This is a genomic window from Sorangium sp. So ce185, from assembly GCF_051526825.1.
Taxonomy (GTDB): Bacteria; Myxococcota_A; Polyangia; order Polyangiales; family Polyangiaceae; genus Sorangium; species Sorangium cellulosum_D.
In genome coordinates this window covers 7,938,047-7,950,005 of sequence record NZ_CP150316.1, presented here as the reverse complement: position 1 = coordinate 7,950,005, position 11,959 = coordinate 7,938,047, and the positions used below count along the sequence as shown (strand labels likewise).

At 69.0% G+C, this 11,959-nt stretch carries 13 protein-coding genes; 6 read left to right on the top strand and 7 right to left on the bottom strand.

Translation table 11 applies throughout. The features are described 5' to 3' along the window. Positions 1-68 precede the first annotated feature (68 nt). Entirely contained in the window at positions 69-686 is a 618-nt protein-coding gene (locus WMF26_RS29095) for an SMI1/KNR4 family protein (protein ID WP_437995333.1), read from the bottom strand. Positions 687-850: 164 nt separating this feature from the next. On the opposite strand from WMF26_RS29095, the gene WMF26_RS29090 reads away from it, so the two are divergent. The 3 genes from WMF26_RS29090 to WMF26_RS29080 all read left to right on the top strand — a co-directional run bounded on the left by WMF26_RS29090 (position 851) and on the right by WMF26_RS29080 (position 3,632). Continuing rightward, entirely contained in the window at positions 851-1,111 is a 261-nt protein-coding gene (locus WMF26_RS29090) for a JAB domain-containing protein (protein ID WP_437995332.1), read from the top strand. Positions 1,112-1,506: 395 nt separating this feature from the next. Further along, positions 1,507-2,325 carry a hypothetical protein gene (locus WMF26_RS29085; protein ID WP_437995331.1) on the top strand — a complete coding sequence of 273 codons (819 nt, stop codon included), beginning with the start codon at positions 1,507-1,509 and terminating at the stop codon, positions 2,323-2,325. Between the two features lie 767 nt (positions 2,326-3,092). Next, positions 3,093-3,632: a hypothetical protein gene (locus tag WMF26_RS29080; protein WP_437995330.1), complete on the top strand. Its 540-nt coding sequence runs from the start codon at positions 3,093-3,095 to the stop codon at positions 3,630-3,632. Positions 3,633-3,993: 361 nt separating this feature from the next. Here the strand turns inward: WMF26_RS29080 and WMF26_RS29075 are convergent, their stop codons facing one another. Further along, entirely contained in the window at positions 3,994-4,863 is an 870-nt protein-coding gene (locus WMF26_RS29075; protein ID WP_437995329.1) for a hypothetical protein, read from the bottom strand. A 325-nt stretch (positions 4,864-5,188) separates the two neighbouring features. Between WMF26_RS29075 and WMF26_RS29070 the strand changes: the two genes are divergently transcribed. Further along, the gene (locus tag WMF26_RS29070; RefSeq protein WP_437995328.1) at positions 5,189-5,911 is read left to right on the top strand and encodes a hypothetical protein; all 723 of its coding nucleotides are present in this window, start codon (positions 5,189-5,191) and stop codon (positions 5,909-5,911) included. A gap of 345 nt (positions 5,912-6,256) precedes the next feature. On the opposite strand, the gene WMF26_RS29065 is transcribed toward WMF26_RS29070, so the two are convergent. Beyond that, positions 6,257-6,451, bottom strand: coding sequence for a hypothetical protein (locus tag WMF26_RS29065; RefSeq protein ID WP_437995327.1), 195 nt, complete (start codon positions 6,449-6,451; stop codon positions 6,257-6,259). A 178-nt stretch (positions 6,452-6,629) separates the two neighbouring features. Here WMF26_RS29065 and WMF26_RS29060 point away from each other — a divergent pair, with 178 nt between their 5' ends. Further along, positions 6,630-7,193 carry a cysteine hydrolase family protein gene (locus WMF26_RS29060; RefSeq protein ID WP_061628048.1) on the top strand — a complete coding sequence of 188 codons (564 nt, stop codon included), beginning with the start codon at positions 6,630-6,632 and terminating at the stop codon, positions 7,191-7,193. Positions 7,194-7,440: 247 nt separating this feature from the next. On the opposite strand, the gene WMF26_RS29055 is transcribed toward WMF26_RS29060, so the two are convergent. The 3 genes from WMF26_RS29055 to WMF26_RS29045 form a co-directional block, all read right to left on the bottom strand. Then, entirely contained in the window at positions 7,441-8,046 is a 606-nt protein-coding gene (locus WMF26_RS29055) for a hypothetical protein (RefSeq protein ID WP_437949410.1), read from the bottom strand. Next, positions 8,043-8,762, bottom strand: coding sequence for a PD-(D/E)XK nuclease family protein (locus tag WMF26_RS29050; protein ID WP_437995326.1), 720 nt, complete (start codon positions 8,760-8,762; stop codon positions 8,043-8,045). The genes WMF26_RS29055 and WMF26_RS29050 overlap by 4 nt, the downstream gene beginning before the upstream one ends. 474 nt (positions 8,763-9,236) lie before the next feature. Continuing rightward, entirely contained in the window at positions 9,237-9,845 is a 609-nt protein-coding gene (locus tag WMF26_RS29045; RefSeq protein WP_437995325.1) for a DUF2267 domain-containing protein, read from the bottom strand. Between the two features lie 461 nt (positions 9,846-10,306). On the opposite strand from WMF26_RS29045, the gene WMF26_RS29040 reads away from it, so the two are divergent. After that, entirely contained in the window at positions 10,307-11,446 is a 1,140-nt protein-coding gene (locus WMF26_RS29040) for a hypothetical protein (protein ID WP_437995324.1), read from the top strand. On the opposite strand, the gene WMF26_RS29035 is transcribed toward WMF26_RS29040, so the two are convergent. Continuing rightward, positions 11,443-11,922 (bottom strand): helix-turn-helix domain-containing protein, encoded by a 480-nt coding sequence (locus WMF26_RS29035; RefSeq protein WP_061628044.1) that lies wholly within the window; start codon positions 11,920-11,922, stop codon positions 11,443-11,445. The genes WMF26_RS29040 and WMF26_RS29035 overlap by 4 nt on opposite strands. Positions 11,923-11,959 lie beyond the last annotated feature (37 nt).

Sequence of the window (11,959 nt, the reverse complement as noted above, 5' to 3'; positions counted from 1 at the left end):
GTCGCCTCGGCCGCCGTGGTCGCCTCGCTCGCAAGCTCCCTGAGCCGCGCGTCACGCGTGGGCATGCCTCAAAGGGTGTCCAGCTCCAGCCCGCATCTCGCCTCGAAGGCCTCGAGCGCCTCGGGGCGGGTGGCGCCCACGTACAGGGTCTCGGAGTTGTAGAGATAGGTGGCCAGCAGCCGGTTGTGCCGGTCGATGAAGCTGACGCGGTGCCCCCCGGAGCGCAGCTGCTTCTCGCCGATGTGCTCCAGAAACGGCTCCAGCGTCTTCAGCCTCTTCTCGGGCAGCTCACACCGCGAGCGCTCCGGCAGCGACATGACGGCCTGCCAGGTCGCCACATGGATCAGGAAGCCCGAGAGCTTGGACGCCTCGCTGTACCACGTCTCGGTGTTACGGGCGCGGCCGCTCACCCGTGGGTTGGGCGACGCGCCGTCGGCCGGCTGGATGCCCCACTCGGCAAGGTATTGGTTCTCCTCGCAGAACACCAGGCAGTCGCCCGCGAGCCGGAGCTTGTCGGGCGGCAGCATGTGAAACCCGGCATCCATCATGCCGCGATGGCGCCCCGCCGTGGCGTAGTAGTCCCGCAGCGCTTCCGGCAGGACGATGCCGAGGCGCTGCTCGGCGGCGCCGATGTCCGCCCCCGTACAGCCGTCCTCGGGCCCGCGGACGCCGAAGGCGATAGCCATGACCGATTCGATGAGATCGCGGATTACGATGGGGTTTCCCCTATCATCCGTAGGTCCTCGGAGTCCACTGGCCGGGCCCGTCGCAAGTCCCGCCAGGGAGGGCCGACCACGACACCGAGCCTGGATCGCCGCCCTCGGCGCCTACGATCGCGTCCAACGAGCGCATGGTCTGCCGCGGCGGCCTCCTGAGCGGATCCCTGCGCGCCGCCGATGTCCTGCGCGCCGCCCTCGAGCTGGGCGCCGTCGCGTTCGTGATGGCCCACAACCACCCGAGTGGCGACCCCGCGCCGTCCGACGACGACGTGGAGCTGACCCACGCGATCGAGCACGCCGCCCACCTGATCGGCGTCCCCCTCCAGGACCACGTCATCGTGACGCCCGCCGGGCGCTTCGCCTCCGTCTTCCGGGCTGGCTCCTCCCGCTAACCCGTCCGGATCTCGGCAGCCGCAGATTCACCGCCGCCGGATCTGTACGTCGAGAATGGCGCGATCACCATCACGAGAACGTCGCCACCGACGAAAGCACTCTTTCGACGGGCCCTCCCCGGACCGGACAGCGCGCCTCCTGCTCCCCTCCTGGCCAGATCGGTGCCAACCCAGCTATCTCCTCAACATCCCTCATTCTTCTCACCCATCTCTTTCCCCGCGCGTTCTCCGCGCGCCCCCGCGCACGGCAGGAATTCGACACCCGAGCTTCTTCTATAACCCATCTTCCGATCCACTTCGCTCTGGACACCTCTCTTCGCGTCATGAATAAACGACGCCGGCCCGTCCGGCATAGCGGCGCAATCCCGCGCTCCTGCACGGACGAGGGTGATCTCATGAGCAAATACACCGCTTCTGAAGTTGTCCAGGTCCCCCGGTTCACCGCGGTCGGGGCCATGGCGCTGGGCGAGCAGCTCGTCACGGTGGCGAAGCCTGTGAAGAGGCAGCTCGCGAAGGGCATCGCGCGGGCGCTCGTCGCGCTCTCGTCGAGCCACGCCGCGCTCGCGTCGGCGCTGCGCGATCAGGTGTCGCTCTCCGAGGGAGGGGAGGCGAGCGAGGATACGGTCCAGTGCGACCGTGTCCTCGACGGGTGCTGGAGCGGTCTCCACGACTTCCTGACCGCGTTCACCAAGCTGCCGCCGGGCGCGCCCGAGGCCGCGGAGGCGAGCTCGCTCAAGGCGGCGATCTTCACCGGAGGCCTCAAGTTCCTTCAGCTCACGTACCTCCTCGAATGGTCCGAGAGCGAGCTCCGGTTGCAGCGGATCCGCAAGAACGGCCTCGACGCGCGCATCGAGGCGCTCGGCGGCAAGCGCTTCCTCGCCGCCCTCGAGGCCGCGCACGCCGCGTACGGCAAGGCGCTCGGCGTCACGGCGCCCGCGGCCGCGGCCGCGGCGGCGCCGCCGAGCGTGCGCGAGGCGCTCGACGCCTTCACCGAGGCGCTGCGCGCGTACGTGATCAAGGTGATGGGCGCGGTGGAGCCGGACGAGCCGGAGACGCAGGAGCTCGCCGACAAGCTGCTCGCGCCGCTCGCGGGCTGGAGCGTCGGGCCGACCGGCCGGGGCGCGGCGCGGAAGAGCGGCAAGCCCGAGGAAGAGGCGACAGCGCCGCCTCTGGCCGACGCGCCGACCGCCGCGCCGGTGCCCGCCGACCTCTGAGGCGCGCTCGCGCCGCGCGCGCCCGCTGGCGGCGCTCCGACCTCCTGCCGATTCGTCCTCCACCCGTCACCGCCCCCCCGCCCGGAGAGCATGGCCCCGGCATCCGCCGATGGCGGCCTCCGGCGCCGCGCGGCGAGCATCCCGGCGCCCGGTCCCGTTCTCCTCTGCCCGTCGCGAGCGCGCAGCGCCTCGTGACGGGGCGAGCCGCGCTCGTGGCGGAGCGAGCCCCCCGCGCGCCGTGCGATCTGTGCCAAGCCGCCTTGGCATGTGCCAGGTGAGGGGGGGTCCGGCACCGGCACAAACGCAATGCATTGCGACACACCGGGGTCCGGACCCCTCGAGATCGCTCCGCGGAGCGTCTTTCTGGGCAGAATTGTGCCAAAAAACGCATTGTAAACCGAAATTTTGTGCCAAAATCTACGCAAAACCGCGAGATCTTGTGCCAGAAGGGGGGTTCGGACCCCTCCGAAGCGCAAAGCAGAGCGTTCGAACGGGGTCGGAAGCCCTCCGAAGCGCAAAGCAGAGCGCACCGGCGGGGTCGGAACCGCTCCGGAGCGCACCACAGACGGTAGTGCTCAATGTTGGGTGGTGGGGTTGCTCGGGGCGCGCCCTTCGTTCTTGGCGATGGTCGCGATGGCCTCGGCCAACGGGACGAGCTCGACGACTTCACCCTGCCCTGAGCCCACGCGCGCTGGTTCATGCGGCCCTGGCATGCCGCTGGCAACAAAGTCCCGCGCGCGACGGAATGCGTCGCGTGGAGGTAGTACGTGCACACCGGGATCACCCTGGCCGTGGCCGCGCTCATGGGAGCGCCGGCCTGCGGAGCAGCGGACGAACCGAGCGCGGCGGGAGAGGAGGGCAGAGCAGAGGAGGCCGGCCTTTCGACGCGCCACTTCGAGCTGAGCCTCGACCCGGAGGAGCCCGCGATCCCGCAGATCGTGGCGGCCGGGCGGCACGAGCTCGCCGTGGCGTGCGCCGACCGTCCCGAAGCGGCGATCCGCATCTTCGACCCGCTCGACCCGGGAGCCTACGCGGACGTGCCCTGCGCCTCGGTGCTCGATGACGCCGCGGCGCAGGATGAGAACGCCATGCCCGTCTCCGATGGCGACGAGCCGACCGGAGACGTCCAGCAGGCCATCGGCCCGATCAGCCTCCTGATGTGCGGCCTTTACGCTGGCGGCTCTCTCTTGACGTTGCGCTACGCGGTGTGTCCGCGGGCCAGGACCGCGAGGGCGCGTCAGCGGTGCGACGACACCGGGCTCTGGGGCGGAGTCGCCATGGGCCTCCTGTGCGCCGTCCCGTTCTAGCGGAGCGGTCATGATTGTCCCCCAGCCGCTGAGGACGATCGGCATCGTGGTCTGTGGCGTCGCGCTCGGAGCCCCGGCCGTTGTTTGCCACGACGCACATTCTCCCTCGCTAGGGAGGATCGTAGACGTCGTGCGGACGCTCTTCCCGCTCTGGATCTACCTGATCGTGCAACTCAGCATGGATGAAGGTCGGGTCCGCGAGCGGCGCGCCCGTGGGGTGCCCGACCCCGACTAGGCACCCGGCCCGCTGACGACGCGGCGAGCTCGCCGGCCCACGAGCCGCCGGACGGCGCTCGCGCGGGGGAGCGCACGCACACCCCAGACGCTCTGATAGAGAAAGAGCGCCTGGGAGCGTTTGGTCCTACCGGTGACGAGCCTCCGCCGGCGTGTCCGTCGGGCCGGGCTTCCAGGAGAACAGGTTGAGCTGGACCGGACCGGCCGGCGCCACCGGAGGAGGCGGCGGGGCAGCCTGGACCGGAGGCGCCGACGGCGGGTATTCCGGAGCGCGCTGCGGACGCCGCTGCGCGGGCGTCGGCTCCGTCACGAGGCGCAGGAAGCCCCTGCCGCTCGGAAGCTTGCGCGCTGGCACCCAGGGCTCGCGATGACGGAGCGGCTGTGCCTTCGGGGCCTCGCTGGCCGGCTCGGTCAGCTGCGCCTCCGCGAGCTCGTCCACGGTCCACACGTGGTCGGTGATGCCGGCCTGCCTCGCCGGGGTCACGCGGAGCGTATTGACCACCCAGCACAGCCGTTTGCATGAAGTCGACGCTCGGGCCGAACTGCGCGCCCACGGTAGAGATGTGCGGCGCGAACCATCGCTCGTGATCTGCGGCATCACGAGCAGCCTGGCGCGGACATCGGCCATGAAGGCGTCTGTCGTCTCCTGGCCGCGACGCCCGACGCGCCACGCGATCACCCGTCTAGACAACGTGTCGAACGGAACGGCGGAGCGCGAGAGCCGGCGTCCGCTGCGCTCGGCGAAACCGTCGCGTCTGTCCGCGGACGGCCGCGGCTGCGCCCAGGGGCCCCTCCGCAGCGAGCTCACCGCCAGTAAGCGCGCACGTTCGGCCCGCATCGGCGAACGGCCGATCCTGTCCGCGGGAACCCGACGGCGCAAGATGGCGCCCGTCGGGCGGTCACGTGACATCATCGCCGCTACACTGCCTGCCCTGGACGGTTTGACCCAGGTCAACCGCGGCTTTCCCTCATATTTCTGTTTGACGATGAATCCCATGGTCAGAAGAATGGTTCGCCTTCTCGCGCGCTCGGCTCGAATTGGCAAGCTTCCGTCTTGCACATGATTGGACTGGGAGCATCAATGAAAGTCTGGCCAAAACGAATCATGGGGGGAGAAGGCGGTGAGGACAACAGCGCGATGGGTCCTATGCGCGGCAAGATTGGTGCTCTCGATCCTTGTTGTTCCGACGCAGGCTGCGGCATCCGAACTGAGCGCCGGTGTAAGCCTCGGGTGGCTCCGGGCTGGCACCGCTTATCAAATTCAAGGATGAAATGACGGTAAGGATGCCCGAGGCCATTGGCGGTGCCAGGGTTACGAAGCCATGAGGCATTCGAATGAAGAATTGATCGAGGTGGTGTATCGCTACTATCCGCGCGGGGTCTCGCGTGAGGATCCGCGCTACAAGCGAACAGAGGAATATGGCCGGCTGGTGGACGCCCGTCGTCGAGCCGGAGCCGATCGTGACCGTTGGCAAGGTATGTTGCATCGGATCGATAGTAAGTTTTTGGGCCGTGCCTCAATTGACCGTTCTGTGCATCTTCCCACGGGGAACTACGATGCCTGCTACTCCGGTTGCCTCTCTATCGGAGCAAGTCTTCCGGGTGAGTATGATCGCGTGATAGGGTTCATGGTTAGTCTTTTGGTTCCCTATTATATTGTTTACGGCTCGCGTACCGTTGATGATCTCGAAGAAATTGATAGGAGAAAGATGCTGAGCGCGACGCCGTCTCGCCACGTAAGCATCTTCGTTCATGACACGCATTACGTCCTACCTGCCTGGGTGGGCAAGCTGGTCAGTTTGGTCAAGCCCAAACTTCTCGAGCCACCGCTGCCGCTAGAAGCGACACGTCGAATTCTCAGCTTCGATCTGTCGCCCGATGAGCAGCCGTACGCGACTTGGATCGCACGAGACATCGAGCTAACCTGGGGATACGAACGTATGCCGCCACTCGTCGGAGAGCTCATCGTGCCTGACGTGGCAACCGACAGCCGCTCCTTGGGAGAGGCCACGCTTTACGATTGTCTGTTTTCGGACAACTGGTAGGGACACCGTCGAAGCGGTCGGCGTGGCGCTCTCAACTCAGGCAAAACCAGCCACCACCAAAGCAGAAGCGCACCAGCAACGTCGGAACCCCTCCGGAGCGCACCGCGGAGGGTAATGCTCAACGTGGCCCTGAGTGCTCAACTTTGCCTGCTCGATGCGCTGTCCGGCAGGACGTGCGCGTCAGGTGCGGGTGACGGGGTGCCCGCTGGGCGTGGTCGAACTCCGCGTGGTCGAGGCGCAGCGCCGCCGGGGGCTCGCCGGGGGCTTCCTGGCCGAGGGGCGGATCTCCGGTCGCTGGTCGTGCGCCAGGCGCGGCGAGTCGTCCGGCGATCCGCGCGGGCGCGGCTACTCCTCGCCCCTGAGCCCGCGGGCGCGCCGCTCGCGGGCTCGGCCTTCGTCCATCGCGAAGTTCACCAGGCAGTAGATGGCCACGGGGAGCGCGAAGTGCAGCAGATCGACCATGCCGAAGCGGCCGCCCCGGGGGACGCTCGTGTAGGCGAGCACGTTCGAGGCGACGATGACGCCCCCGGAGACGAGCATGCCGAGAGCTCGGAGCTGGCACCGATCAGCTTGAAACGCCCGAGAATGAAGAGATTCGAACCACGGAGGCACAGAGAGCACAGAGGGGAGAGAAGAAATGGGCATCGCGACGGCGTGCGCGGTGCTCGTCCCTCGGAATGCTGTTGACGGTGAACCGCTGGATGGAGAAGCTCGCACCATGCGTAGCGCGCTGATCGTCGGTGACCTCCAGGTCGGGATCCTCAACAATTACCCGTTCGCGAAGGCCGTGGTGCCGCCGGTGACCGAGCTGCTGCCGCGAGCGCGCGCAGCCGGGGTGCTGGTGGTGTTCGTGCGTACCGCGTTTCGGGCCAACGGCGCGGACTTGGCGGGTGAGGTCTTCGCGGCCTTCCACCGGGCCGGTGACCTGTTCCACGAGGGCTCGCCGGGTACGGAGGTCGCGCTGGAGGTCACCGCGGACGACATCGTCGTGCTCAAGCGGCGCACGAGCGCGTTCGCAGGGACGGATCTCGATCTGGTCCTCCGCGCCCGCGGCGTGGACTCGCTCGCGCTCACGGGCGTCGCGACGAGCGCCATGGTCGCGGCCACGTTCTACGACGCGTCGGACCGGGGCTACGGGCTGACCGTGCTCCGCGACGGGTGCGCCGACCCGGACCCGGCGGTGCACGAGCTCCTCGTCAACACCGTCTTTCGCGGCAGGGGCGCGGAAATCGTCACGTGCGCGGAGTGGCCCGCGCGCGGCGCGCGTACGGCGCCCCGTTGAACGGCTCGATCCGACCCCGATCCACTTGGCCGACCGATGGGCGGCCGAGGCTCCCCGCATGTCAGGCCACGAGGTCGCGGTGGCGACCCGACGTCGCGCGGGGCCGCTCGCCGCGCTCTCGTCGAGCCACGGCGAGCTCGCGTCGGCGCTGCGGGCGCCGGTGTCGCGCTGCGTTCGCTCTGCGAAGGAGGAGGGGAGGGGAGCGCGGATGCCGCGGCGCCCCACCGAGGCGTACGGCGCTAGACGGTCAGCCCGCCAGCACGTCCCGGATCCGCGGCGCGAACTCCATCCAGTGGGACCGCACCGACTGGATGAGCTGTTCGCGGTAGGGGGCGAGATCGTTCCAGTAATCCCCTGTCGCGGTCTCGTAGCGGTAGGCGGGCCACCAGGCGCTGGAGGTGAGCCTGTGCTGCTTGAGGATGCCGGCCTCTCCGAAGGCCGCGCGGAGCTTCCTCGACAGCTCCTTGCCGCCGGCGATGTCGATATCCACCCATACGCCCGTGAACGCGCAAGCAGGAGAGGTGGTGAAGTTCAGGCGCCTCGACTTGTTCCATTCCAGGCCGACCCCGACCCTGGGGGCGACGTCGACGCCGGGGACGAGCCCGGCCTGGCTCGACGGGAACCATCCTGGCAAGACCAGCAGGATCTTCGGCCAGTCCTCGTCGTCCTCCAGGAACTTGTAGACGTCGACATCTGGAGAGAGCTCGGAGGCGAGCTCGGCGATCCCATCCGCGCACGAGCATAGAAACGCGTGCGCGAGGTCGGCGACGGACTCGCCGATGGCGGCCCACTCCTCGATGAGCGGCTGATTCCGGAGGTAGAATACGGCACGCGGATCGTCGATGCGGTTCATCGGAACTCCCTCTCCAAGGTGGCGAGATAGTTGGAGGCGGCCTCGCGCCCATGCGCCGTCGCGCCGTTGCCCGGCGCCGAGGCGATCGCGTCGCGGAGCATCGCCGCGATGTCGGCGTAGCTCATCGGCGTGAACGCCTCCCGCGCGGGGCCCGTGGCTGTCACGGGCGCTCGTCCGGACGGCGACAGGAAGACGAACAGCGCGCCTGGCTCTCGACAGAAGCTCTCGTAAAGGTGATCGCATCGCAGGGGCTGCTCGCGGGCATCGACCTTGTTCTCGATCACGAGAAAGAGCCCAGGCCCAGCGACGACGACATCGGCGCGGGCGTCGCCCTTGCTCACGTCGAGCGCGGGCCGGGCGCGGTTCAGCGTGGCCCTCGGCGGATCGGCCGCGCAGCGGCGGAGCAACGCCTCGAGGAAGCCAGCGCCGAGGCCATGTCGACCCTGGGGATCGAGCAGCCATGCCAGCAGCGCGGAGTGATACCGCTCCTGCCGGCTCTGCCCGAGGATGCTCAGGAGATCGTCCGGCCCGCCGGCCCAGCGGCCACCCCTCACGAGCTCCTCTTGCTCGGCGCGGAGCTCGGCGAGCTTCGCCTCCCACGCGGCGACCTGCGCCACGCGGTTCTCCCGCTCCCGTGCCACGATGGCGCGCCATTCCGCGGCGAGGCCGGCGAGCTGGGGCTCGTCTGCTTCAGGCGCTGACGCGGAGATTGTCATCTAACTCGCTCCTCCTCGCTGTGCTCTCCATGGGCCGCTGGACGGCCTCATGGTTGGGTGGCCATGGTGGACGGCGGCCGATCGGCCTCCGGTGAGGGCAGGTTACGCCCGCGCCGAATCAACAATCAACACCGAGCCTTTGCGTAATTCTGCACAGACGCTGGAATTGTGAGGAGGGTGTCATCACGTGGCGGCTGCCGGACTACCTCGACGGCAGTCGCCTCGCTCGCAGGCTGCGCGCTGCGCGGGGGCCTCCCGCGCGTCACCTCGGCCAGCGTGGCGCGGCGCATCAGGACGCCGGGATGGACGCCGAGCGCCTGCGGGACCTCGACCGCCGCTCCTCGTGGCCGAGGTTCTCCCGTCGTTCGCGCGCCCCGCCCCGGTGGCGCTGCCGGAGCGCGTCAAGGTGGCGCTCCGGGGCTGGCTCCTCCCGCTGGACCGTCCAGCTCGCCGGAGCGCCGCCCCGTGCCGCCGTCAGCTCGCGCGCCGGACGGCGGGGGCGTCGCCGGATGAGGTCGCCGCCGTGCCGTCCGCGCCCACGTCGTCTCGGAGCTGGTCCGGCGCGGGCGTGTCCACGGACGCCCGCGGGGGAGGCTCCGCCAGCGACGTGTCCGCCGGCCGCTCCGCGTGGGAGCTGCCCGCGGCGCGGTGGCGCCCCCAGAGCTCCTTCAGATCGGCCGGGAGCTGGCTCTCGATGTCCGTGACCTCCTTCATGGGGATCTCGCGCTCCACGGCAGCGAAGACCGCATGGGACACCGCCCTCGCCTGGTCGGTATCGATGTGCAGGTGCTCCGCGAGCGTCTCGAGGAACTCTCGACGACCGAAGACCTCCGGATCGTCGTCGCGGTGCGTGGCGCATGGCTGGACGATCGCCTGGATCGTCGAGGGCAGGGCCGAGGCGAGGTCCCGCGCCTCTCCACCGCTCAGCCGGCGCGACAGCGTGCACAGCGCCGCGCCGACGGCCTCGGGCGCCCCCAGGTGCGGCGGCAGCGCGCCGCTCTGCTCGACCTGCCGGAAGATCTGCTCGGAGACATCATCGATCGACCGGGCGACCGCGGTCGTCGTCTTCGCCTTGCTGCCCATTCGAATGCTCCTCTCGTGCGGGACTCGTGCGGGGTGGTGCGGGACTCGTGCGGGGTGCTGCGGGAATCCTGCGAGAATGGTGCGGGAATCGTGCGAGACCGCGCGCACCGCCATGACGGGAGGCAAGCGCAGTGCCGCCCCGGGCGCTCAGCGAGAATCCGAATTTGTCTGATCTTCCACTGCGGCCGGGCCCATCGCTCACGCCGACAACTCCAGCGCGAGCAGCTCGGCCTGCCTGGAGCTCTTGACGGTATGACCAACCATGGGAGAATAAGTCTGGAATCTTTGAATCATCGTCGTCGGCGCAAGGGGACCGCTGCGACGGCCGTCATCGGAGACCGGACGGAGGGGGTATGTGTGCTGGTATTTGGCCGCGACGGATCGCGGTTGCGGTCTATTGCTGCATCGTTGTGGGCGTCGCCGCCATAAGCGGGTACGGATCGCCACGGTATGGCTGGGACGTGCTCGGCTACAGCGGCGTCGCGCTCTCCTACGAGTCGAGCGATCCGGTCGTCATCCATGGCGGCGCGTATGGCGCCCTCCGTGACGCCGCCCCGGCTGCCGTGGTTCACGAGCTCACGAGCAGCTCACCCTACAGAGCCGAGGTCGCGCAGGACCCTCGGGCATTTGTCGAACAGCTCTCGTTTTATCGGATGCGGATGGTCTCTTCGAGCCTGCTCTACCTGCTGTACAAGTGCGGGGTGAACGTCGCGCGAGCGGCGTCTGCCGTCTCGGCGCTGTCGTACGTCCTCCTCGCGCTCGTGGGCCTGTCCTGGATGATGCGCCACCTCGACCCGATATGCGCCGTCCTGGTGAGCAGCTTCATCTTCTTGAGCTCCTCCTTCACCCATGTCGCGAGCCTCCCGACCCCGGATGGGCTCGCCGCGCTCATCGTGGTCGCCGCCGGGTACGCGTTCCTCGAGGCGGGCAATCGGCGCCTCTCCTTCGTTCTGCTCACCGTCGCGGTGCTCGTGAGGCACGAGACCGCGATCCTCGGGCTCATGTTCTCGGCCTGGTTGCTCCTGTTCCGCCGCGCGGAGCGGCTGCGCGCGCGCCTCGCCTGCTTCGCCGCCTCGTCCTCGGCGATCCTGGGGGCGTATGTCCTCGTCACCCGGCTCAATGGCGCATACGGGTGGCGGACCCTCTTTTATCACACGTTCATCGATCCCCTCGTTCACCCGGCGTCCGCCCTCGTCTCGGTCGGCCTGGATGACTATTTCCGGGCTGTCGCCACAGGCCTTGTCCCGAGCGTGCTGACGAGCTCCGTGATTCCTTATATGCTCTTGCCCGCGATCGCGTTCGTGCTGCACGTCAGGAGCGGAGGTGGCCTGGCGCTCGATGAGCCGTGGGTGATGTTCCCCTGCGTGCTGCTCCTCAACGTCATGGTACGTACGCTGCTGTTTCCCGCCCTCTTCGAGCGCTTCTTCCTCGCCCACTACCTGATCTTCGCCGTCCTCGCCGCCCGTACGCTGCGGCTCGGCTTGCGCGACGTCTACGGGCTCGATACGGGACCGCGCGTCGACACGCGAGATCGAGCGATGATCCAGCCCGCGAGCGCCGGTGCGTCGGCGAGCAGCAGCGCCTCGGGAATGACGAGCTAGCCGACGGGGCGCCGGCGCGGCTCCGCGGGCGGCCCGGACCGCCTCCGCCCCGAGGCTCCCCGCGGCGGCGGCTCGAGCCGGCCGGCGCCGGCGAGCCGGACGATGCTGCGGAAGCGCGGGCACTCCATGTGGCTCGGCGCGGAGCACGCCGCCGCGTGGCGCAGGCCGTCGCGCATGGCGACCAGCCGCTGGATGGTCTGGTCCAGCTCGTCGGCCTTGGCCGTCAGCCGCTCGCGCTGGATGCGCACCCGGCCGTCGGGCGCGAACATCTGCGCGATCTCGTCCAGCGAGAACCCCGCCACCTGGCCGAGGGCGATCAGCGCCAGCCGCTCCAGCACCCCGGGGGCGAACAGGCGCCGCAAGCCCCGCCGCCCGGTCGAGGCGATGAGCCCCTTCTCTTCGTAGTACCGCAGGGTCGAGGCGGGCACGCCGGAGCGCCGGGCGACCTCGGCGATGTCCAGATCCTTGTCTTTCACCCTTGACCTCAAGTCGACTTGAACTTGCAGACTACGG

Excerpts from the sequence above, each read along its gene's own strand:
- WMF26_RS29095 (WP_437995333.1), bottom strand. The coding sequence starts at position 686 with ATGGCTATCGCCTTCGGCGTCCGCGGGCCCGAGGACGGCTGTACGGGG.
- WMF26_RS29090 (WP_437995332.1), top strand. The coding sequence starts at position 851 with ATGGTCTGCCGCGGCGGCCTCCTGAGCGGATCCCTGCGCGCCGCCGAT.
- WMF26_RS29085 (WP_437995331.1), top strand. The coding sequence starts at position 1,507 with ATGAGCAAATACACCGCTTCTGAAGTTGTCCAGGTCCCCCGGTTCACC.
- WMF26_RS29075 (WP_437995329.1), bottom strand. The coding sequence starts at position 4,863 with ATGGGATTCATCGTCAAACAGAAATATGAGGGAAAGCCGCGGTTGACC.
- WMF26_RS29070 (WP_437995328.1), top strand. The coding sequence starts at position 5,189 with ATGAGGCATTCGAATGAAGAATTGATCGAGGTGGTGTATCGCTACTAT.
- WMF26_RS29065 (WP_437995327.1), bottom strand. The coding sequence starts at position 6,451 with ATGCTCGTCTCCGGGGGCGTCATCGTCGCCTCGAACGTGCTCGCCTAC.
- WMF26_RS29060 (WP_061628048.1), top strand. The coding sequence starts at position 6,630 with ATGCGTAGCGCGCTGATCGTCGGTGACCTCCAGGTCGGGATCCTCAAC.
- WMF26_RS29055 (WP_437949410.1), bottom strand. The coding sequence starts at position 8,046 with ATGAACCGCATCGACGATCCGCGTGCCGTATTCTACCTCCGGAATCAG.
- WMF26_RS29050 (WP_437995326.1), bottom strand. The coding sequence starts at position 8,762 with ATGACAATCTCCGCGTCAGCGCCTGAAGCAGACGAGCCCCAGCTCGCC.
- WMF26_RS29045 (WP_437995325.1), bottom strand. The coding sequence starts at position 9,845 with ATGGGCAGCAAGGCGAAGACGACGACCGCGGTCGCCCGGTCGATCGAT.